Source organism: Allobosea sp. GW821-FHT09G06, assembly GCF_059416005.1.
This window is the reverse complement of the sequence record NZ_JBWKOI010000001.1, coordinates 1,617,024-1,637,995: the sequence shown is the minus strand read 5'-3', so window position 1 is coordinate 1,637,995 and position 20,972 is coordinate 1,617,024. Positions and strand designations below refer to the sequence as shown.

Genomic DNA, 20,972 nt, shown 5'->3' with positions numbered 1-20,972 from the left:
TTTCATAAGCCAACGCACGCCCTCGTTGTCATTCCGGGGCGCGCCACAGGCGCGAACCCGGAACCCACGACCGGGTGAGTCATCAGATGCCCAGTCGCCGGCGCCTCGCCCAGTCGTGGGTTCCGGGTTCTTCGCTACGCGAAGCCCCGGAATGACAAAGGTCGGTCCGACCAAGGGCGATCCGGCGGATGTCAATATCGCCTCAGCGCAGCTTCAGCGTGGCGAGGCCGACCAGCGCCAGCACGACCGAGATGATCCAGAAGCGGATCACGACCTGCGGCTCGGTCCAGCCCAGCTTCTCGAAATGGTGGTGGATCGGCGCCATCAGGAAGACGCGCTTGCCCGTGCGCTTGAACACGAAGACCTGGATGATGACCGAGAGCGCCTCGACCACGAAGAGGCCGCCGACGATGGCGAGCACGATCTCGTGCTTGGTCGCGACCGCGATGGTGCCGAGCAGGCCGCCGAGACCCAGCGAGCCGGTATCGCCCATGAAGATCTGGGCCGGCGGCGCGTTGAACCAGAGGAAGCCGAGGCCAGCACCGATCACCGCGCCGCAGATCACCGCGAGCTCGCCCGCGCCGGGGATGTGGTGGATCTGCAGGTAATTGGCGAAGATCGCGTTGCCGACGAGATAGGAGATGAAGCCGAAAGTGCCGGCCGCGATCATCACCGGCACGATGGCGAGCCCGTCGAGACCGTCGGTCAAGTTCACCGAATTGCCGGCGCCGACCACGACGAAGGCAGCGACCAGCGGGAACAGGATGCCGAGCGGAATGATCGCTTCCTTGAGGAAGGGCATCGCGAAGCCCGACGAGATCGCTGGCGGCTGCGTCTGCATGATGAAATAGCAGGCGATCAGCGCGACCACGACCTCGATCGCGATGCGCGCCTTGCCCGAGAAGCCCTTGTGCGACTGCTTGGTGACCTTGAGATAGTCGTCATAGAAGCCGATCGCGCCATAGGCCGCGGTGACGCCGAGCACGATCCAGACATAAGGATTGCGCAGGTTGCCCCAGAGCAGCACCGCGACGAACAGCCCGGTCAGGATCATCAGCCCGCCCATGGTCGGCGTGCCGCGCTTGGCGAGATGCGATTCCGGCCCGTCCGTGCGGATCGGCTGGCCCTTGCCCTGCTTGATCCGCAGCCAGGAGATGGCCGAGGGCCCGAAGAAGAAGACGAAGAGCAGCGCCGTCGCGGTCGCCCCGCCTGCGCGGAAGGTGATGTAGCGGAAGACGTTCAGCACCGGGAAGGTGCTGGCGAAGTCGGCGAGCCAGACGAGCATGCTGCGGGTTTCTCTTGTAAATCAGTCTTCGGCAGGCACGGCAGGAAAGCGCGCGAGGATCGCCTTGACGATCGGACCCATGCGCGTGCCCAGCGATCCCTTGACCGTGACAGTGTCGCCGGCGCGAATCGCATCGAGCACGAGCGGCTCCAGCTCGCTCGCGGAGGCGGCATAAGCCCCCCGCATGGCGGAAGGCAAGCTCTCATGCAGCCCTTTCATCAGCGGGCCGCAGGTGAAGACCTTGTCGATCCCGTTCGAAACCAGCGGCTCGGCCAGCCCGCGATGCAGCTCCGGGCCGGTCTGCCCGAGCTCGAGCATGTCGCCGAGCACGGCGATGCGCCGGCCGCGGCCCTCGATCGGCAGGCGGCCGAGATTCTCGATCGCGGCGCGCATCGAGGCGGGGTTGCCGTTATAGCTTTCGTCGAGCAGCGTGATCCTGCCGCCGGGCACCTGCAGCACCTGCCGCGCGCCGCGCCCGGCCGGCGGCGTGAGATCGCCCAGCGCCAGCGCAGCCAGTGCGAGATCGGCGCCGAGCGCATGGACGGCGGCGAGCACCGCGAGCGAATTCAGCACGATATGCTTGCCCGGGCTGCCGAGCCGGTAGGTCACGGGCTCGCCGAAGACGCGCGCCTCGACCGTCGACAGGTCGGGCTTCAGCGCACAGGAGATCAGCTTCACATCGGCATCAGGGCTTTCGCCGAAGGTGATGATCCGCCCGGCGGGGCCGGACTTGGCGATGTCGCGCAGCAATTCGGATTGCGGGATATCGGCATTGACGATCGCCGTGCCGCCCTTCTCCAATTCCCAATAAACACCTGCCTTTTCCTCGGCGATCCCCTCCAGCGAGGCGAAGGCGGCGAGATGCACGGGCTGGATCGTGGTGACGATGGCGACCTGCGGGCGCACCATCCGCGCCAGCGGCACGATCTCGCCGGGGCTGTTCATGCCGATCTCGTAGACCCCGTATGCAACGTCGCTGGGTGTCCGACACAAGGTGAGCGGCACGCCCCAGTGGTTGTTGTAGGAAGCGACCGGCGCATGGGTCTTGCCCTGGCGCGAGAGCACGAGGCGCAGAGCCTCCTTGGTACCGGTCTTGCCGACCGAGCCGGTAACGGCGACGACACCGGCCTTGAGCTCGGCCCTGCGCGCGGTGCCGGCATGCTCCATCGCCTTCAGCACGTCCGGCACGATGGCGAGCGCACCGACGCCCTCGAACTGAGCCGCATGGGCTTCGTCGACCACGGCGAGCGCCGCGCCCTTGTCGAGCGCGCCCTTGACGAAATCATGCCCGTTGCGGGCCTCGCCGGTGATGGCGAAGAAGACGTCGCCCGGCTCCAGCGTGCGGGTGTCGATCGAGGCGCCGGTCACAACCGGCGGCACGGCGCCCTCGGGCCGCGCACGTAGCGCCGCGATCAACTTGTCTCCGGTCCAGAGCGGGGCGCCCATTACTTGATCTCCGATAGCGCCTTACGAACCACGTCATGGTCCGAGAAGGGCAGCGTCCGGTCGCCTATGATCTGGCCGGATTCATGGCCTTTTCCAGCCACGACCAGCAAATCCCCAGGCTTCAGCATCTTTACGGCCGCGTTGATCGCTTCCTCGCGGTCGCCGATCTCCTGAAGCTTTGGCGAAGCCGCCATGATCTCGGCCCGGATCGTCGCCGGGTTCTCGCTGCGCGGATTGTCGTCGGTGACGATGGCGATATCGGCCTTCTCGGCCGCGATCGCGCCCATCAATGGGCGCTTGCCCTTGTCGCGGTCGCCGCCGCAGCCGAAGACGCAGATCAACCGCCCGGTCGCATAGGGCCTGAGCGTCGTCAGCACGGCCGCGAGCGCATCGGGCTTGTGCGCGTAATCGACGACGACGAGCCCGCCATTGGCCTCGCCGACACGTTCGAGCCGCCCGGCGACACCTGTGAGGCCGGAGATCGCCTTGAGTGACGCCGCCTTGTCCTCGCCGGTCGCGATCGCGAGCCCGGCTGCGACCAGCGCATTGCCGGCCATGAAATCGCCGACCAGAGGCAGGTCGATCGACAGCTCGCGCCCATCGAAGCCGACGGTCAACCGCTGCGAGAAGCCGTCGCGCTCGTTGCGCAGCAGGGTCAGCGTCTCGCCCTTGCGGCCGATGCCGATGATCGGATGCCCGGCCTTGGAAGCAGCCTCAGCCGCCTCCTTCGCATAGGGCTCGTCGCGGTTGATCACCACGGGAGCGCCCGCCGGCAGCAGCTCCCAGAGCCGCAGCTTCGCGGCGAGATAGTCCTCGACGCTCGGGTGATAATCGAGATGGTCGCGCCCGAGATTGAGGAAAGCGCCGGCGCTCAATCTCACGCCGTCGAGGCGACGCTGGTCGAGCCCGTGCGAGGACGCTTCCATCGCCAGCTGCGTGATGCCCTCGCCGGCAAGCTTGTCGAACGAGGCGTGCAACGAGAGCGGGTCCGGCGTCGTCAGCGAACCGTAATCGGCGCCTTTGCTGGTCACGACACCGATCGTGCCGACGCTGGCCGCTTCATGGCCGAGCGCCTGGAAGATCTGCCGCGTGAAATCCGCCACCGAGGATTTGCCGCTGGTGCCGGTCACCGCGACGATGGTCTTCGGCTGGCGCGGATGGATCTTCGCTGCGGCGAGCGCCAGCGCCAGCCGCGGATCGTCGACCTGCGCGAAGGCGACGCCCGCCGGTAGATCGGCCGGACGCGGCCCGCCCGAGACGATCGCGACGGCGCCATGCCCGACTGCATCCATGATGAAGCGCGCGCCATCGGCCTTGGCGCCGGCGAGCGCGACGAAGACATCGTCGCCGGTCACCTTCCGGCTGTCGAAGGCGACGCCATGCACTTGCTGGCTCGCGGCCTCAGCCTCGAAAATCTCGGGGAAGAGGTCTCCGAGTGTCCAGGACATCGCGTTCATCATTCCGTTGTCCTTGACCGCATCCGGCCGTCATTCTCGGGCGACGCGAAGCGTAGACCCGAGAATCTCAGGCCGGAAGAGGCTTCCGAGCCTTCTGTGTCGAGAGATGCTCGGGTCAAGCCCGAGCATGACGGTCGAGACCCAGCCATCGTCGCGCGCTCAGCGCGAACCCCAGGCACCGAGCCGCGCCATCAGCGGGAACGGCGACGGCGGCGGGTCGAAGCGCGGGTTGAGCCCCAGGATCGGCCCGGCGCGCTCGATCACGCGGCCGGTCGTGACGCCGGCATTCCACGCCGCGGTCGAATAGCCGCCGCTCTCGGCATAACCCTTCGGCTCGTCATAGATCGCGAGGAACAGGTATTTCGGCTTGTCGGATGGGGCGATCGCCGTGAAGGTCGTGAAGTTCTTGTTCTTGGCGTAGCGGCCGTTGATGACCTTCTCGGCCGTGCCGGTCTTGCCGCCGACGAAATAGCCTTCGACATTGGCCTTGCGGGCCGAGCCCTTCTCGCCGTTCAGCCGCATGATGAAGCGCATCGCCTCCGAGGTCTCGGGCTTGATCACCCGCGTCGCGACCTGGCGCGCCTCCTCTTCGCTGCGCTTCAGGAAGGTCGGCTTCATCAGGTAGCCGCCATTGACCAGGGCCGCCACCGCGGTCAGCGCCTGCAGCGGCGCGACCGCGAGGCCGTGACCGAAGGCGATGGTCGCGGTGTTGATCTCGCCCCAGCGCTGCGGAACGATCGGGGCCGCGCTTTCCGGCAGCTCCGTCGTCATCCGGTCGAGCTGCATCATCTTCTTGAGGAAGGCCTTGTGACCGTCGACGCCGACGGCCAGCGCCATCTTGATCGAACCCATGTTCGACGAGTGCAGGAAGACTTCCGGCACGGTAAGCGTGCGGCCGGTGCCGTGGTATTCCTTGATGACCTGCCGGCCGAACCGCATCATGCCGCCGGCGGTCGAATAGCTCGAATTGATGTTGGCTTTGCCGGAATCCAGCGCCATCGCGATGGTCAGCGCCTTGAAGGTCGAGCCCATCTCGTAGACGCCGACATTCATCCGGTTGATCCGGTCCTTCTCCAGCGCGTCGACCGGATTGCCCGGATCGAAATCCGGGAGCGAGACCAGCGCGATCACCTCGCCGGTATTCACATCCATGATCGCGCCGGCGGCGGCGATGGCCTTGAAGCGTTCCAGCCCCTTCGACAGTTCGTCACGCAGCAGATGCTGGACGCGTAGGTCGATCGAGAGCTTGACCGGCTTGAGGTCGGACGCCTCTGTCGCCAGTCCGGCGCCGTTCAGGTCCTGGAGCCCTTGCGAGTCGATATATTTCTCGATGCCGGCGATGCCGACATTGTCGATATTGGCGAAGCCGAGCACATGGGCTGCGGCAGTGCCGTTCGGATAAACGCGCTTGTTCTCGGGCACGAAGCCGACGCCGGGGATGCCGAGCCGGTGGACTTCCGCCTGCTGGCGCGGCGTGATCTCGCGCTTGACCCAGACGAAGCCCTTCTTGGTGGCGAGCTTGTCGCGCAATTCCTTGGCGTCGAGATCCGGCAGCACCGCCGTCAGAAGCTCGGTCGCCTCGTCCTTGTCGAGGATGCGGCGCGGCTCGGCGAAGACCGAGACCGTGCGGATATCGGTCGCCATCACCTCACCGTTGCGGTCGACGATATCGGGCCGGGCAGCCGAGATGGCGTTGGAGGTCGCGCGGCGAAGGCCGACCTGCTCGTTCGGCGCCACGCCGAGATAGACCAGCCGGCCGGTGATCGCGAGGAACAGTGCCGAGAAGCCGAGGATGACGAGGCCGACGCGCGGCTCGCTCTTCTCACCGCTCATGCGGAAGACATCGCGCAGCCAGGCCAGGCGCCCGCGCTTGACGGCGATCTCCTCCGGCCCCGCCTGCTCTGCCACCGGTGCCTGCTGATCGATCGAGCGGCTCATGGCATGGCTCCCGGCGTCGTCGCGCCTGCCTTGGTGTTACGCGGCGTCTCGGTCGGCAGGCCCAGCCCGAGATCCTCGAGCTTGCGGCCGATCGCATCGACCTTCGGGCCGCGGTTCGGGACGTCGGAGGGCTTGACGACCTGCGTCACCACGAAGGGCTGCAGGTCGAGATGGCGCTCGGCCAGCATCTGGACGCGGTCCGGCCGGTTGAGGAACTGCCATTCGGCCTTGAGCACGGCGATGGCGTCGCGCTCGCGCTGGGTCTTGGACTTGAGCTTCTGGAGATGCTCGGTCGCCAGCGTCGTCTCGTATTTGATCGAATAGGCATAGACCGCCGAGGAGACCAGCGCGCCGATGGCGATGACATGCAGGAGCTTGATCACGCTCAGGGCCTCCGGCGCGGCTGCGGGTCGGGGACGGTGGAGAGCGCGACGAGCCCGGCATCGGCCCGACGCGACGGCGCGTCGTTGCGTGCGGCTGCGCGCAGCTTGGCCGAGCGCGCCCGCGGATTGGCCCGCATCTCGGCTTCAGTCGGCGCGACGGCACCCTTCTCGACCAATTTGAAGGTCGGCTGCGCGGCGGCCAACGCCGGCGCATGGCGCGAGCCCGCCGGCACCCGGCCGGAACGCTCGGCGAAGAACTGCTTGACGATACGGTCTTCGAGGGAATGGAAGGTCACCACGACGAGCCGACCGCCCGGCTTGAGGACGGTCTCGGCCGCATGCAGCGCCCGGACCAGCTCGCCGAGCTCGTCATTGACCGCGATGCGCAGCGCCTGGAACACGCGCGTCGCCGGATGCGCCCCGCCGGGCTCGCCCCAAACAATGCTGGCGACGAGATCGGCCAATTGCTTGGTGGTCGTGATCGGCGCCTTGCGGCGGGCCTCGATCACGGCCCGGGCGACGGCGCGCGAGCGGCGCTCCTCGCCATAATGGTAGAAGATATTGGCGAGCAGCCCTTCCTCGGCCTCGTTGACGAGGTCGGCAGCGCTCTGCCCGGCGCTGCTCATGCGCATGTCGAGCGGCCCGTCGAAGCGGAACGAGAAGCCGCGCTCGGCCTGATCGATCTGCATCGAGGAAACGCCGATATCGAGCACGACGCCGTCGAGCGGCGCCATCCTGAAGCGCTCAGCCTCCTCGGCCAACTCGCCGAAATTGGCCTGCGACAGCGTCAATCGTCCAGCCATCGCGGCAACGAGGTCGGCCCCGCCCGCGATCGCCGAGGGATCGCGGTCGAGCCCGAGCAGGGTCACATCCGGCGCGGCATCGAGGATCGCGCGCGAATAGCCCCCTGCCCCGAAGGTACCGTCGAGATAGCGCCCGCCGGCCTGCGGCGCGAGCGCGGCCAGAACCTCGGCGAGCAACACGGGCACATGACGAACCGGTCCGCCAATGGCTCCGCCGGAACGGTCGCCATGGTCCGTCATGTGCCCGAGCCTCCCGTTGGAATGGTCAAACTGCCGAGCGTGCGCTTCACGTCGCGCAGGCGCGTCCGCGCCGCGTCGAGATGCGCGCGGAACCGCTCCGGCTCCCAGATCTGAAACTTGTGACCATGGCCGACGAAGGTCACCGCGTCGCCGATGCCGGCATGCGCCTTCAGCGCCTCGCTCAGCACCATCCGCCCCTCCGTGTCGATCTTCAGCACCTCCGAGGTGCCGTTCAGCGCGGTCGAAAGCAATTCCCACTCGTCCGAGAACGGCGAGAAGCGCGCGAGGATGTCGTCGATCGTGGCCCGAAGCGCATTGCCACCGGCATCCAGCGCCGGCAGGTCGAGGCCCTGATGAACATAGAGGCCCTCGTAGCCATCCTTCGCCAGAACCGCGCGGAAGCTCGATGGAATGGAGACACGCCCCTTGGCGTCGAGCCGGTTCGTGAAATTCGAGACGAAGCGGTCCGTCAACGCCGCCTCCCGGCCTGCTCTTCAAGGCGCCACTGCTGAGATGGGCGAGCGGCGAAAAGACTCCCCGTCGAGGCAGGCAAGGCAGCCCAGCAAGCCAAATTCCGCGCGGCACACGGAGCCTGACCCTTGGTTTGCCTGCCGGCTTCGACGGGATGATTTGGGATAGCATGGGCCTATATGGGCGTCAATGGAATCGCAGGCGCAACGGCGCACCTGCGGGGACTCTCCGCCATCACAGCTCGTTAAGGTTAAGTATCCGTAAGCACGCGCAATTCGGCGCTGCCCGACCCTAAGGGCAGGCGGAGAAACGCATCAGCGCTGCGAAAAATTTTTACGAAAGCGGGGCGTTATTTTCGGCGAGCTGGAGAGCCGCGCCGTCCGGAAGCCACTCGGAAGGTGCCATCCCTGTCATTCCGGGGCGCGTCTGCGGCGTGCCCCGGAATGACAGGGATGGCAGCTACGGCAAAAAACCACCCTCAATCCTCGCGCGATGACGCCAGCAGCGCATCGCGGACAAGCCCGAGCTGGTCGCGCAATCGCCCCGCATCGCCGGCCGTTCCGCCGAGCGCCTCGCCGACGGCGTCCTGCACGCAGCGCCCCTGCTCGCGCAGCCCCTCCCCCTTCTCGGCGAGATGGATGCGCACCTGCCGCTCGTCGCGGGCATCGCGCTCGCGCCGGATCAGGCCGGAGGCTTCGAGCCGCTTCAGCAATGGCGTCAGCGTGCCGGAATCCAGCATCAGCCGCTCGCCCAGCTCCTTCACCGTGAGCCCTTCCTGCTCCCAGAGCACGAGCATCACGAGATATTGCGGATAGGTCAGCCCGAGCGCGGCGAGGATCGGGCGATAGGCCCGGTTGAAGGCATGGCCGACCTGATAGATCGCGAAGCAGAGCTGCTGCTCCAGACGCGGCGCTCCCTCCCGGTCCTTGTCCTGCTTCGCCATAGCGCCCTCGCCGATCACCTTGTTTCACGGAAAGCTGAAAGCGGCCCCACAATCAACCGCCCTCCGCCTCACTCAAATTAATTGTTGACAATCTAATTGCACACAATCTATATAGCAAACATCGCTTCACCCCAGGAAGGAAACCCGATCATGAAGACGCTCTATACCGCCCATGGTTCCGCCACCGGCGGCCGCGAAGGCCTGGCCGCGACCGATACCGGCAACGTCAAGCTCGTGCTGAACACGCCCAAGGAACTCGGCGGCGGTGGCGGCGAAGGCACCAATCCCGAGCAGCTCTTCGCCATGGGTTATTCGGCCTGCTTCCTCGGCGCTCTCAAGTTCGTCGCCGGCAAGGAGAAGGTGAAGATCCCGGATGACGCGAAGGTCTCGGCCGATATCGGCATCGGCGCCCGCGACGACGGCCAGGGCTTCGGCATCACCGCGAAGCTGACCGTCTCGGTGCCCGGCCTCGACAAGGCCGCGGTCGAGGACCTCGTCGCGAAGGCCCATGTGGTCTGCCCCTACTCGCACGCGACGAAGGGCAACATCGCGGTCGAGACGGCGGTGGCCTGAGGGCTCACCATCAATCAACACGCGCCGTCATCCCGGACGCAGCGAAGCGAAGATCCGGGATCCATGCCTGAACCTTCTTCGGAAGCGCTCCGGCATGGATCCCGGGCCTCCCTACGGTCGCCCGGGATGACGCGATTATTGGAATTACGTCGGAAAGTCGGGAAGCAAGGTGCCAGTCGGCCTGTAAGCCGGGTTCTGGATGGCTACCGGATTTCTCCGATAACGTGACGGCCATTCCTCTGGGACGCGCATTGCTGCGCGCCTCGAGCAACCAACCCGGACGACAAGGCACAGAAACCTGCCCCTGCCCGCTTGCGCGGGCAGCATCGTCCCTATTCGGTTTTGCTCCCGGTGGGGCTTGCCATGCCGTCCCCGTTGCCGGGTCCGCGGTGCGCTCTTACCGCACCTTTTCACCCTTACCCTGCCGGAAAAGCCGAAGCTCTCCAGCGCAGGGCGGTTCGATCTCTGTGGCGCTTTCCCTGGGGTCGCCCCCGCCGGACGTTATCCGGCACCGTGTTTCCGTGGAGCCCGGACTTTCCTCCCTCGCGAGCGAGAGCGGCCGTCCGGCCGACTGGCGTGGGGGAGATGCGCGCTGGCGCGCCCGGCGTCAAGCGAAACCGGGCGGTATCAGGTCAGTTGCGGGCGGTGATCGTGCGCACCTTGGCGCAATAAGTGCGGTTGGCGCCGCTCATGCGGTTGGTCATGTGGCCGCTCTGATACTTCATGATCGTGCGGCAGGTGTCGCCGCCGGCCATCTTATAGGCCATGGCGAGGTACTTCATGCCGTAGCGCGCATTGGTCTCGGCATCGAGCAACCCGCTCGCGCTGCCGGAATAGCCCATGCCGCGCGCCGTCTGATGGCGGATCTGCATGAGGCCGTAATTGCCGGCGTTCGAAGCGCGGGGATTGTAGCGGCTCTCGACGCGCACGACGGCGTCGGCCAGCGAGAACGGCACACCGTTGGCAGCGGCATGGCGGGCGACGATCGCCTTGATGCCCTCGGAGCCGGCCGGAGCGGCAAGCGCACGGCTGGCGCGGGTCTCGGTCTTGTCAGCTTCAAGCTTGGCGGCTTCGGCCTTGGCGGCGCGGGTCGCGGACTTCGCCTTGGGAGCCTCGGCCTGGACATCCTCGCCCTTGCCCTCAGCAGCCTTGGCGCGGGCGATCTCGGCATCACGAACGAGCAGCGACCGGGGGTCCGTTTCCGCGTTGACGAAATCCTCGGCCAGGGCAACCCCGGAGAGGCTAATCAGGCACGCAGCCGCAAGACCACCACAGATATATCGCATGTCGAATTTGAACCCCATTGAGCCATGACTGGCCGATGGGGCTGCTCAACTGATGGTCGAATGTGTCGATAATCTGGCGCATTCCACAGAAAAACGCACAAAAATTAGCGTATACAGGAATTTATTCTATATTTAACTATTCAGTATTCATATGTATTCGCTAGCGCGAAAAACTTCGCCGGCTCCCCGCCCCCGAATGCGAATCAAGCAGGCGAATCAGCCGCCACATTTCAGCCGCATTCCCGGCCGGAACTGCATTTTTGGCGCGGCAGGCCGTCGCACCGGGCGCTCTTGCGCGATATCCCTCCCTCCTTTCATCATCCGCGCATTCGGATTCACCGGGATCGGTTTTGTGATGGCTTCCTCTTTCTGGGGCGCTCTGGGGGGCGGCGGGCTCGGGCTCGTGATCGGCGGCCCGCTGGGCGCGCTTCTCGGCGCGCTCGCCGGCCATGTCCTGGTCGATCGCGAGGGCGCGCCCTTCGGCCCGGCGCCGCGGGAGCTGGTCTTCACCACGGGGCTCGTCGCGCTCGCCGCCAAGATGGCGCGCTCGGACGGCGTCGTGACCTGCGACGAGGTCACCGCCTTCCGCCGCATCGTCGAGGTCCCGCCCGACCAGCAGCAGCGCATCGAGCGCCTGTTCGACCTCGCCAAGCAAACCAGCGCCGGCTTCGAGGCCTATGCCACGCAGATCGCCGGCGCCTTCAAAGACGAGCCCGCCCTGCTGGAAGACGTGCTCGACGGGCTCTTCCTGATCGCCGCCGCCGATGGCGCGATCCATGAGGCCGAGCACGCCTATCTCCAGTCCGTCGCCGGCATCTTCGGCATCACTGAGGCTGATTTCGCCCGGATCGAGGCCCGCCATGCCCGCCGGCCGGACGATCCCTATCTCGTGCTCGGCGCCAGCCGCGAGATGGACGACGCCGAACTGAAGCGGCATTACCGCCGCCTCGTCGCCGAGACCCATCCCGATCGCGAGATCGCCCGCGGCCTGCCCGAGGAAGCGGTCGCGATCGCGACGCGCCGGATCGCCGCCATCAACGCCGCCTGGGACGCGATCCAGAAGGAACGCGGCATGAGTCGCAGCCTCGCGCCCGAACCCGCCTGAGCCAGCCCGCATGACCGATATCGCCCCGCCGGACGTGGCCAAGCCCGACAGCCGCTTCGCCTCGAAAATCTTCCCCTCACCAAATCATGGCGAGCGCAAGCATGCGGACGGCACGCCGGGCCGCCGGCCGGACATGCTGATCCTGCACTACACCGGCATGCCGGTCGCGGGCGAAGCGCTGCAATGGCTCTGCAACCCGGTGGCCCAGGTCTCCTCGCATTATTTCGTCTTCGAGAACGGCCACACGCTCCAGCTCGTGCCGGAGGGCCGGCGCGCCTGGCATGCCGGCGCCTCGCATTGGGCCGGCGAGACCGACATCAACTCGGGCTCGATCGGCATCGAGATCGCCAATCCCGGCCATCCCGGCGGCCTGCCCGACTATCCTGAGGAGCAGATCGCGGCGACGCTGAACCTCTGCCGCGACATCTGCGAGCGCTGGTCGATCCCGCCCGAGCGGGTGCTCGCCCATTCCGACATCGCGCCCGGCCGCAAGATCGATCCCGGCGAGAAATTCCCGTGGCGCCGCTTCGCCGAAGCCGGCGTCGGCCTCTGGACGGAGCCGGCCCCGATCAGCGGCGGGCGCTTCTTCGCCCGCGGCGAGAGCGGCCAGCCGGTCGAGGCCTTGCAGGCGATGTTCGCCATGCTGGGCTATGGCGTGACCGTCGACGGCGTCTTCGACGAGAAGCTGGAAGCGGTGGTCGCAGCCTTCCAGCGTCACTGGCGCCAGGAGAAGGTCGACGGCGTCGCCGATTCCTCGACGATCACGACGCTTCGCGACCTGCTCGCCGCCACGCAAGCCGCCCGCACCGCCTGAGCTGCGGCTAAGCCAAAGATTGCAGGAAGTTAACTCGCCGGACGGTGCGCTTTCTGGCAAACTCTTCTTCGCTCGCGCCCAGGTGCGAACGGGATGGGGAAACGACCTTGCGCAGATGGCTGATCGGAACCGGGCTGATCGTTCTCGCGGCGGCCGGCGGCTATTGGGCCCTGCGCCCTGCCGGCAGCAACGCCAATGAGTCGCCCTATCGCACGGCGCCCCTCGATCGCGGCCGCATCACCGCCGCCGTGCGCGCCACCGGCACGCTGACGCCGGTCACCACCGTCCTCGTCGGCTCGCAGCTCTCCGGCCAGATCGTCGAGGTCCTCGCCGACTATAATTCGCAGGTGAAGGCCGGACAGGTCGTCGCCCGCCTGCAAAGCGACCAGATCCGCACGCGCCGCGACGCCGCCCAGGCCGATCTCGAGCAGGCCCGGGCCGATCTCATCGTCAAGACCGCCCAGCTCGAACGCGCCCGCGCCGCCCGCATCAAGGCGGATTCCTTCATCCGCGATATCGAGGCGCAGCGCGCCCGCACCTCCGCCCAGCTCGCCGACGCCAAGCGGACTTTCGAGCGGCAGGACCAGCTCTTCAACCGCTCCACCGGCTCGCAGCAGAATCTCGACACGGCCCGCACGCAGGTCGAGGTCCAGACCGCCTCCCTCGCCTCGAACGAGGCCCAGCTCGCCTCTGCCCGCGCCGAGCTCAAGGGGCTCGATGCCGATATCCAGCTCGGCGAGGGGCAGGTCCAGTCCGCCCAGGCAGTGATCGCAGCCCGCGATGCCAAGCTCAGGGACATCCTGATCGATCTCGAACGCACGCAGATCCGCTCGCCGGTCGATGGCGTCGTGGTCCAGCGTCAGGTCGATCTCGGCCAGACCGTCGCCGCCTCGCTCTCCGCGCCGACACTGTTCCAGATCGCGCAGGACCTGCGCACCATCGACATCTACGCCAATATCGACGAGGCCGATGTCGGCCGGCTGAAGCCCGGCCAGCCGGTCTCCTTCACCGTCAACGCCTATCCCAACCGCAATTTCCAGGGCCGGGTCGAGATGGTCCGGCTCGGCGCCCAGACCATCCAGAACGTCGTCACCTATACCGGCATCATCCGCGTCGAGAACCGCGACATGGCGCTCCTGCCGGGCATGACCGCCAATCTCCAGGTCGTGACCGAGGATCGGCCGGACGCGCTGCGTGTGCCGAATGCCGCCCTGCGCTTCCGCCCGGCCGGCGCAGCGGGTGCGGCCCCCGCCGGGTCAGGCACGAGCCCCGTGGCGGTTCCGGATGCCGGCGAGCGCACGCCCCGCGCCGCCAACGCCCTGCGCGAGCGGATCGAGACCGAATTGCAGCCGACGCCCGAGCAGAAGCAGGCGATCGCCGAGATCCTCAGGGAACGTCGCGGCAATCGCGAAGCCATGGCCGGCCTCTCGCCGGAGGAGCGGCGCGCCGCCTTCCGCGCGGCCGGCGCCGAACTGGTCACGAAGATCGGCGCGGTGCTCGACCCCGAGCGACGCGCGAAGCTCGAAGCCATCATGCAGGAAGGCCGGCGCGCGGCGCCCAGCCGGGGCATTCCCGGCCGCGTCTATGTGCTGGACGAAGCCGGCCAGCCCAAGCCCGTGCCCGTCATGCTCGGCCCGACCGACGGCGCCTTCACGGAACTGCTCGGCGGCGACGTCAAGGACGGCGCGCAGGTCGTTACAGGCGGCGGTCCGCGCCTGACGACGGCGCCGGAACCGCCGGCCTCCCGCGCCCGCGGGCCACGGCTGTTCTGAGGGCGCCGCGATGCCCCTGATCGAAACCCGTGACCTCTCCCGCGTCTACGATCTCGATTCCGGCCGTGTCACGGCGCTGGACCGGGTCTCGCTCACGATCGAGGCCGGCGATCTCGTCGCGGTGATGGGTCCGTCCGGCTCGGGCAAATCGACCTTCATGAACCTGATCGGCTGTCTCGACCGGCCGAGCGGCGGTCACTACGTGCTGGACGGCGTCGCGGTCGAGACCTTGTCGGGCGACGGGCTCGCCGAGCTGCGCAACCGCAAGCTCGGCTTCGTCTTCCAGCAGTTCAACCTGCTGCCGCGCATCGATGCCTGCGCCAATGTCGAACTGCCGATGGTCTATGCCGGCGTCACCCGCGCCGAGCGGAAGCGGCGCGCGCTTGCCGCACTCGCCCGCGTAGGCCTCGCCGAGCGCGCGCATCACCGCCCGATGCAGCTCTCCGGCGGCCAGCAGCAGCGTGTCGCCATCGCCCGCGCGCTGGTCAACGAGCCACGCCTGCTCCTCGCCGACGAGCCGACCGGCGCGCTCGACAGCCGCACCGCGCTCGAAATCCTCGCGCTCTTCCAGGACCTCAACCGCGAGGGCGTCACCGTCGTCCTCGTCACCCATGATGCCGAGGTCGCCCGCCATGCACGCCGGCTGATCCGCTTCCGCGACGGCCACCTGCTCAGCGATCTCAGGCAGGAGCCCGCCGACGCCCGCGCCGCGCTCGCGGCCTTCGACGCCGGCATCGGCCTGCCGGAGGCCGCCGCATGAGTCTGACCGAGGCGATCCGCTCGGCGCTGTCCGCCATCGGTGCCAACGCGCTGCGCTCGGCACTGACGATGCTCGGCATCATCATCGGCGTCGCCGCCGTCATCGCCATGGTCGCGATCGGCTCCGGTGCCCGCGCCCGCGTCACCGGCCAGATCAAGTCGCTCGGCGCCAATCTCGCGATCATCCAGTCCGGCAACGTCACGCAGGGCGGCGTACGCCTCGGCGCCGGCGCCTCCTCGACGCTGACCGACGAGGACGCCGCCGCGATCCTGCGCGAGGTCGAGGACGTCACGGCCGCCGCACCGGTCCTCATCACCCGTGCGCAGGCCGTCTATGCCGGCGCCAACTGGTCGACCCAGATCACCGCCACCGATCTCGACTTCTTCGCCGCGCGCGAGTGGGAGATCGGGTCGGGCCGGCTGTTCGAGCCCGAGGAACTGCGCAAGGGCGAGATCGTCGCCGTGATCGGCCAGACGGTCGCGCGCAACCTCTTCGGCGAGGAGAACCCGCTCGACCAGCAATTCCGCATCCGCAACGTGCCCTTCAAGGTCATCGGCGTGATGGCATCGAAGGGCCAGTCGGCCCTGGGGCAGGATCAGGACGACGTCATCTTCGTGCCGCTCGACACCGGCCGGCGCCGCATCGTCGGGCGCAACTATGCCCGCGACCGCTCGGTGCAGAGCATCATGGTCAAGTTCGCGAACGAAGAAGCGATCACGCCGGGCATCGCCGAGGTCACAGCCCTGCTGCGCCAGCGCCACCGGCTGATGGAGGATCAGGAGGACGACTTCATCGTCCGCAACCTCACCGAGATCGCGAATACCGCAACCGCCGCCGCGACCACGCTGTCATGGCTGCTTGCGGCCGTCGCCGCCGTCTCGCTCCTCGTCGGCGGCATCGGCATCATGAACATCATGCTGGTCTCGGTGACAGAGCGCACCCGCGAGATCGGGCTCAGGCTCGCGGTCGGCGCGCGCCAGAGCGCCGTGCTGACCCAGTTCCTGATCGAGGCGACGACGCTGGCGACCATCGGCGGCGCGGTCGGCGCCGGGCTCGGCATCGCGGCAGCGCTGACCATCGCTCATGTCGCCGGCTGGCCCTCGGTGATCTCGATCCAGACCATCCTGATCGCGGTCGGCGTCTCCGGATTGATCGGGGTGTTCTTTGGCTTTTACCCGGCGCGCCGGGCCGCGAGGCTCGATCCGATCGAAGCGCTCCGGCGCGAATGAGGCAGGGGATTTTATCGCACTGCGCAAGGGTCGCTTAACCCCACCCGCCCTAGGCTGCCCTTGAGGCAGTCAGGAGGCGGACCGTGAACAGCCAGCAGCTCACCGCGGCAACGCAGCCCCTCTACGATCGCGCGGTCGCTGCCGCCGCCGTCGGCGCCTGGGAATGCAATCTCGCCAATGAATCGCTGAGCTGGACCGACGGGGTCTACGACCTGTTCGGCCTGCACCGCGGCTCCGCCATCTATCGCAGCGCGACGCTGGACCTCTACGAGGAGCGCTCGCGCCGCGAGATGAACCAGCTGCGCAGCAAGGCGATCAGCACCGGCCAGGGCTTCGCGCTGGATTGCCGCATCAAGGCCGCGAATGGCGACAAGCGCTGGATGCGCCTCATCGTCGGCGTCGGCTATGAGCACGGCCGGCCGATCCGCATCTTCGGCTCGAAGCAGGACGTCACTGCCGAGAAGGGGCTTTGGAGCGAAACCGCGGCGCTGGTGCGGGCGAACGCAACAACGAACCTCACCGCGCGCCGCAGCTTCACCGACGCCGTTCGGCAGTTTCGGCAGGAACGCGGCCGCGAGCCCGAGCGCTTCGCCCTTGCCATCTTCGAGATCGATCGCTTCGCGACTCTCGTCGAGAATTACGGCCGCCCCGCGGGCGACGATGTGATCCGCAATTTCGGCGAGCGGCTGCGCCGGCTCTTCCCCGACGCGCTGGCCATCGACCAGACCGGCCCCGGCGCCTTCGCCCTGCTGCTGCGCATGCCCGGCGACAAGGGCTATCTCGCCTCGATGCTGTCCGGCACCCGCAAATTGCTGTGCCGGCCGATCCCGCGCGGCAATCACGTCATCGATTTCACGCTCTCGATCGGCGCAGCCCTGCTGACGCCGGAGGGTTATCGCGAGCAGAACGAGATCTTCGCGGGCGCCGAGGCCGCGCTCCAGGTCGCCGGCATGGCCGGGGGCGACTGCGTCCGTGTCTTCGACGGGCCGGTGGCCGCCGTCAGCCGGGTCGTGCTCGCCGGCTGACGGCGCTGAAACGCTCCGGCTGCCGTTAGCTCTGCCCGGTCAGGCGGCCTCTCCGCGCGCCAGTGCCTTGAGCTTGGCGCCGACCTCCGCAATCGCCTGAATCGCCGGCACGTATTCGCGGCCTAGTGGCGTCAACGCGTATTCCACCGAGGGCGGCGAGCCCGGCAGCACCTTCCGCGCGACGACGCCCTTGGCCTCCAGGCCGCGCAACCGGGCGCTGAGCATCTTGGCCGAGATCGCGGGGATGTCGCGGCGCAGTTCGCCGAAGCGGCGCGGGCCGCCGCTCAGAAACCAGACGACATTCGGCGTCCAGGCTCCGCCGAGCACCAGCATGCAGGTGCCGACATCGCAGGTCTCCGGCGGCTCCGGAGACCGATTCCTGCGAATTTTCAATGCCATGCGGAAAACCTCCGGTAACCGGGAGGATACCGGAAAATGAAGTTACGACAAGTAATGAGGTATACAAAGGTTATCATCGGAACCTAACCATGGCGCATCACCGATCCACGGAGATGAACCGTCATGAAGCTCTATTTCGCACCCGGCGCCTGCTCGCTCTCGCCCCATATCGCGCTCCGCGAGGCCGGCCTGCCCTTCACCCTCGAAAAAGTCGACATCGTCACCGGCAAGACCGCGAGCGGCGAGGACTTCGCCGCGACCAATCCCAAGGGCTACGTTCCCGCACTGAAGCTGGACGACGGCAACGTCCTCACCGAAGGCGCCGCGATCGTCCAGTACATCGCCGACCTCGCTCCATCCGCCGGCCTCGCTCCCCGGCCCGCGACGCTGGAACGGGCGCGGTTGCAGGAATGGCTCAATTTCCTCGCAAGCGAGCTGCACAAGGCGTTCTCGCCCCTGTTTCGGCCCGGGATAGACGCGAGCGGGCGGCAGGAAGCCCGGACAGCGATCGCGCGGCGCCTCGGCCATATCGAGGCCGCGCTCGCCGATGGACGCAGCTACCTGCTCGGGGACGCCTTCAGCGCCGCCGACATCTATCTCTTCGTCATCGCGGGCTGGGCCGAGGGCAAGGAGATCCCTCTCTCGGCCTGGCCTCGCCTGACGGCCCTGCTGGAGCGCGTCGCGGGCAGGGACAGCGTGCGGGAAGCGCTGAATGCCGAACGCCTCGCCGCCTGACCCGAGGCACGGCACCATGAACGCGCAATTCACCCCGATCGAGGCCCTGCTCGGCCGCTATTTCGACGGCCTTCATCACAGCGACGCGGCCCTTCTGGGCCGCGTCTTCCATCCGCAGGCGGTCTACGCCTGCGCCACCGATGGGCGGCTGACCCACATGACGATGGACGCTTATATGCCGATGGTGGCCGCCCGCCCCTCTCCGGCCAGCCGCCAGGAGAAGCGGCACGATCGGATCATCTCGATCGCCTTCGTCGGGCCGGTCACGGCGCTGGCCAGGGTGGAATGCGCCATCGGAGAAAAGCGCTTCACCGACCTGCTCAGCCTCGTCCAACTCGATGGCGAGTGGCGCATCATCGCCAAGGTCTTCCATTTCGATCTCGTGCCCGCGGCCTGACGAGAGCGGCACCCGAATGCAGATCAGGGAGTTCGGTCACAACACTGTCGCAGGGGAAGCTCTAGAAGAAAGCGATCGATCGAGACCTCACCTGCGGCCGGGATCGGCCCGGCCTTGCCGGGGCGGTTACGGCCGCGCCGCAAGCCTCGCCGGTGCGTCAGCCCCGGCCGCGCCGGGAATCTCCGATGCAGATCGACATCTTCTCGCAAGTCATCGTGCCAGTGATCGGCGGCCTGGGCATCTTCATGCTCGGGCTCGAATTCATGAGCAACGGCATCCAGTCGCTCGCCGTCAACAAGATGCGGGCGCTGCTCGCGCGGATCGCCGGCACCCCGTCCAAGGGCGTGCTCGCCGGCACCTTCATCACCGGCGTCATCCAATCCTCGACCGCGATGACCGTCATGGTCGTCGGCCTCGTCAATGCCGGCGTGATCGGGCTGAGGCCCGCGATCAGCGTGATCATGGGCGCCAATATCGGCACGACGCTCGGCAACGGCCTGATCGCGCTGCCGCTCGGGCCGCTTGGGCTGCTGCTCGCCGGCATCTTCGCGCTGCTCCACATCTTCGCCAAGACCGACAAGGTCAAGAACATCGCGCTCGCCTGCATGGGCTTCGCGCTGATCTTCTACGGCCTCAACCTGATGACCGGCGGCCTGCGCCCCCTGCGCAACATGCCGGAGGTGATGGGCGTGATCTCGGCGCTCAAGGCCGACACCTATCTCAACCTGATCTACTGCGTGCTGATCGCCGCCGGCATCACGGCGATGATCCACTCCTCCTCCGCGACGATTGGCATCGTCATGGGGCTCGGCGCCGCCGGCATCCTCGACTGGAAGACCGCCGTCGCCTTCTCGCTCGGCGCCGATCTCGGCACCACGATCACCTCCTGGATGGCCTCGCTCAACCTGTCGAAGAACGCCAAGCGGGCGGCCTACGCCCATATCTCCTTCAACATCATCGGCGTGATGGTGACGATACCGCTCTTCTTCATCTCGATGGACGTGCTGACCTGGGCGATGCAGTGGTTCGGCGGCGATCCCGGCGTGCCCGTGATCAAGGACGGCAAGGAGACCTTCCCGCTCGTGCCGGTCGCGGTCGGCCTCTACTCGACCTTCTTCAACATCTTCAACACGCTGTTGCTCTTCCCCTTCGTCGGCGTGTTCGAGCGGGTGCTGTCGCGGGTCGGCGCCACCTCGGCCGAGGATATCGAGGACTATTCCCAGCCGCGCTATCTGGTGAAGGCCCATGACCATGCCGAGGCGGTGCAAGCGATCCAGCGCGAGACCGGCCGCTATCTCGAGGCCGCCCGGCTCTTCATTGATATCGCCAGCGGCAAGCCGGACGCGCCGGACAAGATCGAGGAGCACTATGCCGCGATCGACATCCTCAACCGCGACATCCGCGCCTATACCTCCGGCATGTTCACGCCCGAGATGCCCTATACTCGGGCCGATCTCGTCGCCAGCCTGATCGAGGAAGAGGATTTCACCGCGAGCCTCGGCGAGACGCTCTACCAGATCGCCCGCCGCATCGAGCGCCAGCCCTTCGGCGAGCAGGGCCGAAAGCTCGTCGACACCGTGCTCGACAAGGTCTCCGAGACACTTGCCACCATCGTCCCGATCGGACAGGAGCGGGCCCCGGCGACCGGCATTGCCGAAGCGCGCAATGCCGAGCTCCTCGCCCTGCGCGAGCGCTGCCTGCGCCTCGGCTCGGAATTGCCCTGGGTCGAGCGCGGCGCGATCCTTGCCTTGCTCGGCAGCGCCGAACGCGCCTTCTTCCTGATCGAGCGCATCGACGCCGAACGCCGCTCGGTCTCGCGCGAGATCGCGGCAGTGCCGGCCGGCGCGAAGGCCGGGGAAGCCGGCCTCGGCAGCCTGACGCCTGCGGCCGTTCCGGCCTGAACCGACATTC

20 protein-coding genes and 1 other RNA gene are annotated in these 20,972 nt (G+C 67.4%); 10 read left to right on the top strand and 11 right to left on the bottom strand.

What is annotated here, in order from left to right; translation table 11 throughout:
- Nucleotides 1-202: 202 nt before the first annotated feature.
- The 8 genes from mraY to AC07NY_RS08010 all read right to left on the bottom strand — a co-directional run bounded on the left by mraY (nt 203) and on the right by AC07NY_RS08010 (nt 8,966).
- The gene (gene mraY / locus AC07NY_RS08045; RefSeq protein WP_492287133.1) at nt 203-1,285 is read right to left on the bottom strand and encodes a phospho-N-acetylmuramoyl-pentapeptide-transferase; all 1,083 of its coding nucleotides are present in this window, start codon (nt 1,283-1,285) and stop codon (nt 203-205) included.
- Between the two features lie 21 nt (nt 1,286-1,306).
- Nucleotides 1,307-2,731 carry a UDP-N-acetylmuramoylalanyl-D-glutamyl-2,6-diaminopimelate--D-alanyl-D-alanine ligase gene (locus tag AC07NY_RS08040; RefSeq protein ID WP_494583081.1) on the bottom strand — a complete coding sequence of 475 codons (1,425 nt, stop codon included), beginning with the start codon at nt 2,729-2,731 and terminating at the stop codon, nt 1,307-1,309.
- Nucleotides 2,731-4,179 (bottom strand): UDP-N-acetylmuramoyl-L-alanyl-D-glutamate--2,6-diaminopimelate ligase, encoded by a 1,449-nt coding sequence (locus tag AC07NY_RS08035; RefSeq protein WP_494583079.1) that lies wholly within the window; start codon nt 4,177-4,179, stop codon nt 2,731-2,733. The genes AC07NY_RS08040 and AC07NY_RS08035 overlap by 1 nt, the downstream gene beginning before the upstream one ends.
- 168 nt (nt 4,180-4,347) lie before the next feature.
- Nucleotides 4,348-6,126, bottom strand: a complete 1,779-nt coding sequence (locus tag AC07NY_RS08030) for a peptidoglycan D,D-transpeptidase FtsI family protein (protein WP_494583078.1) — start codon at nt 6,124-6,126, stop codon at nt 4,348-4,350.
- Complete coding sequence (ftsL, locus tag AC07NY_RS08025) at nt 6,123-6,509, bottom strand: cell division protein FtsL (protein WP_492287129.1); 387 nt, start codon at nt 6,507-6,509, stop codon at nt 6,123-6,125. Before ftsL ends, AC07NY_RS08030 begins: the two co-directional genes overlap by 4 nt.
- 2 nt (nt 6,510-6,511) lie before the next feature.
- On the bottom strand, nt 6,512-7,552 hold the full coding sequence (gene rsmH, locus AC07NY_RS08020) for a 16S rRNA (cytosine(1402)-N(4))-methyltransferase RsmH (protein WP_494583076.1): 1,041 nt from the start codon (nt 7,550-7,552) through the stop codon (nt 6,512-6,514).
- Entirely contained in the window at nt 7,549-8,025 is a 477-nt protein-coding gene (locus AC07NY_RS08015) for a division/cell wall cluster transcriptional repressor MraZ (RefSeq protein ID WP_492287127.1), read from the bottom strand. The genes rsmH and AC07NY_RS08015 overlap by 4 nt, the downstream gene beginning before the upstream one ends.
- Nucleotides 8,026-8,501: 476 nt before the next feature.
- Nucleotides 8,502-8,966 (bottom strand): MarR family winged helix-turn-helix transcriptional regulator, encoded by a 465-nt coding sequence (locus AC07NY_RS08010; RefSeq protein ID WP_494583074.1) that lies wholly within the window; start codon nt 8,964-8,966, stop codon nt 8,502-8,504.
- Nucleotides 8,967-9,116: 150 nt separating this feature from the next.
- Between AC07NY_RS08010 and AC07NY_RS08005 the strand changes: the two genes are divergently transcribed.
- Nucleotides 9,117-9,539: an organic hydroperoxide resistance protein gene (locus AC07NY_RS08005; protein ID WP_494583072.1), complete on the top strand. Its 423-nt coding sequence runs from the start codon at nt 9,117-9,119 to the stop codon at nt 9,537-9,539.
- A 168-nt stretch (nt 9,540-9,707) separates the two neighbouring features.
- Here AC07NY_RS08005 and rnpB read toward each other — a convergent pair.
- Nucleotides 9,708-10,114, bottom strand: an RNA gene (rnpB, locus tag AC07NY_RS08000) — RNase P RNA component class A.
- A gap of 57 nt (nt 10,115-10,171) precedes the next feature.
- Nucleotides 10,172-10,825 carry a lytic transglycosylase domain-containing protein gene (locus AC07NY_RS07995; protein ID WP_494583070.1) on the bottom strand — a complete coding sequence of 218 codons (654 nt, stop codon included), beginning with the start codon at nt 10,823-10,825 and terminating at the stop codon, nt 10,172-10,174.
- Nucleotides 10,826-11,180: 355 nt separating this feature from the next.
- On the opposite strand from AC07NY_RS07995, the gene AC07NY_RS07990 reads away from it, so the two are divergent.
- The 6 genes from AC07NY_RS07990 (at nt 11,181) to AC07NY_RS07965 (ending at nt 17,530) form a co-directional block, all read left to right on the top strand.
- The gene (locus tag AC07NY_RS07990) at nt 11,181-11,930 is read left to right on the top strand and encodes a TerB family tellurite resistance protein (RefSeq protein ID WP_494583068.1); all 750 of its coding nucleotides are present in this window, start codon (nt 11,181-11,183) and stop codon (nt 11,928-11,930) included.
- 10 nt (nt 11,931-11,940) lie between these two features.
- Complete coding sequence (locus tag AC07NY_RS07985; RefSeq protein WP_494583066.1) at nt 11,941-12,744, top strand: N-acetylmuramoyl-L-alanine amidase; 804 nt, start codon at nt 11,941-11,943, stop codon at nt 12,742-12,744.
- Nucleotides 12,745-12,851: 107 nt separating this feature from the next.
- Complete coding sequence (locus tag AC07NY_RS07980; RefSeq protein ID WP_494583064.1) at nt 12,852-14,516, top strand: HlyD family secretion protein; 1,665 nt, start codon at nt 12,852-12,854, stop codon at nt 14,514-14,516.
- 10 nt (nt 14,517-14,526) lie between these two features.
- Entirely contained in the window at nt 14,527-15,276 is a 750-nt protein-coding gene (locus tag AC07NY_RS07975) for an ABC transporter ATP-binding protein (protein ID WP_494583062.1), read from the top strand.
- Nucleotides 15,273-16,505 (top strand): ABC transporter permease, encoded by a 1,233-nt coding sequence (locus AC07NY_RS07970; RefSeq protein WP_492287119.1) that lies wholly within the window; start codon nt 15,273-15,275, stop codon nt 16,503-16,505. The genes AC07NY_RS07975 and AC07NY_RS07970 overlap by 4 nt, the downstream gene beginning before the upstream one ends.
- An 83-nt stretch (nt 16,506-16,588) precedes the next feature.
- Nucleotides 16,589-17,530 carry a sensor domain-containing diguanylate cyclase gene (locus tag AC07NY_RS07965; RefSeq protein WP_494583060.1) on the top strand — a complete coding sequence of 314 codons (942 nt, stop codon included), beginning with the start codon at nt 16,589-16,591 and terminating at the stop codon, nt 17,528-17,530.
- A 39-nt stretch (nt 17,531-17,569) separates the two neighbouring features.
- Here AC07NY_RS07965 and AC07NY_RS07960 read toward each other — a convergent pair whose 3' ends face one another.
- Entirely contained in the window at nt 17,570-17,929 is a 360-nt protein-coding gene (locus tag AC07NY_RS07960; RefSeq protein ID WP_492287117.1) for a winged helix-turn-helix transcriptional regulator, read from the bottom strand.
- A 123-nt stretch (nt 17,930-18,052) separates the two neighbouring features.
- Here AC07NY_RS07960 and gstA point away from each other — a divergent pair, with 123 nt between their 5' ends.
- From gstA to AC07NY_RS07945, 3 genes are all read left to right on the top strand, one after another.
- Nucleotides 18,053-18,664: a glutathione transferase GstA gene (gene gstA / locus AC07NY_RS07955; RefSeq protein WP_494583058.1), complete on the top strand. Its 612-nt coding sequence runs from the start codon at nt 18,053-18,055 to the stop codon at nt 18,662-18,664.
- A 16-nt stretch (nt 18,665-18,680) separates the two neighbouring features.
- Nucleotides 18,681-19,061: a nuclear transport factor 2 family protein gene (locus AC07NY_RS07950; protein ID WP_494583056.1), complete on the top strand. Its 381-nt coding sequence runs from the start codon at nt 18,681-18,683 to the stop codon at nt 19,059-19,061.
- 185 nt (nt 19,062-19,246) lie between these two features.
- Entirely contained in the window at nt 19,247-20,962 is a 1,716-nt protein-coding gene (locus tag AC07NY_RS07945; RefSeq protein ID WP_494583055.1) for a Na/Pi cotransporter family protein, read from the top strand.
- The last annotated feature ends 10 nt before the right edge of the window (nt 20,963-20,972 follow it).

Excerpts from the sequence above, each read along its gene's own strand:
- mraY (WP_492287133.1), bottom strand. The coding sequence starts at position 1,285 with ATGCTCGTCTGGCTCGCCGACTTCGCCAGCACCTTCCCGGTGCTGAAC.
- AC07NY_RS08040 (WP_494583081.1), bottom strand. The coding sequence starts at position 2,731 with ATGGGCGCCCCGCTCTGGACCGGAGACAAGTTGATCGCGGCGCTACGT.
- AC07NY_RS08035 (WP_494583079.1), bottom strand. The coding sequence starts at position 4,179 with ATGTCCTGGACACTCGGAGACCTCTTCCCCGAGATTTTCGAGGCTGAG.
- AC07NY_RS08030 (WP_494583078.1), bottom strand. The coding sequence starts at position 6,126 with ATGAGCCGCTCGATCGATCAGCAGGCACCGGTGGCAGAGCAGGCGGGG.
- rsmH (WP_494583076.1), bottom strand. The coding sequence starts at position 7,552 with ATGACGGACCATGGCGACCGTTCCGGCGGAGCCATTGGCGGACCGGTT.
- AC07NY_RS08010 (WP_494583074.1), bottom strand. The coding sequence starts at position 8,966 with ATGGCGAAGCAGGACAAGGACCGGGAGGGAGCGCCGCGTCTGGAGCAG.
- AC07NY_RS08005 (WP_494583072.1), top strand. The coding sequence starts at position 9,117 with ATGAAGACGCTCTATACCGCCCATGGTTCCGCCACCGGCGGCCGCGAA.
- AC07NY_RS07995 (WP_494583070.1), bottom strand. The coding sequence starts at position 10,825 with ATGCGATATATCTGTGGTGGTCTTGCGGCTGCGTGCCTGATTAGCCTC.
- AC07NY_RS07990 (WP_494583068.1), top strand. The coding sequence starts at position 11,181 with ATGGCTTCCTCTTTCTGGGGCGCTCTGGGGGGCGGCGGGCTCGGGCTC.
- AC07NY_RS07985 (WP_494583066.1), top strand. The coding sequence starts at position 11,941 with ATGACCGATATCGCCCCGCCGGACGTGGCCAAGCCCGACAGCCGCTTC.
- AC07NY_RS07975 (WP_494583062.1), top strand. The coding sequence starts at position 14,527 with ATGCCCCTGATCGAAACCCGTGACCTCTCCCGCGTCTACGATCTCGAT.
- AC07NY_RS07970 (WP_492287119.1), top strand. The coding sequence starts at position 15,273 with ATGAGTCTGACCGAGGCGATCCGCTCGGCGCTGTCCGCCATCGGTGCC.
- AC07NY_RS07960 (WP_492287117.1), bottom strand. The coding sequence starts at position 17,929 with ATGGCATTGAAAATTCGCAGGAATCGGTCTCCGGAGCCGCCGGAGACC.
- gstA (WP_494583058.1), top strand. The coding sequence starts at position 18,053 with ATGAAGCTCTATTTCGCACCCGGCGCCTGCTCGCTCTCGCCCCATATC.
- AC07NY_RS07950 (WP_494583056.1), top strand. The coding sequence starts at position 18,681 with ATGAACGCGCAATTCACCCCGATCGAGGCCCTGCTCGGCCGCTATTTC.
- AC07NY_RS07945 (WP_494583055.1), top strand. The coding sequence starts at position 19,247 with ATGCAGATCGACATCTTCTCGCAAGTCATCGTGCCAGTGATCGGCGGC.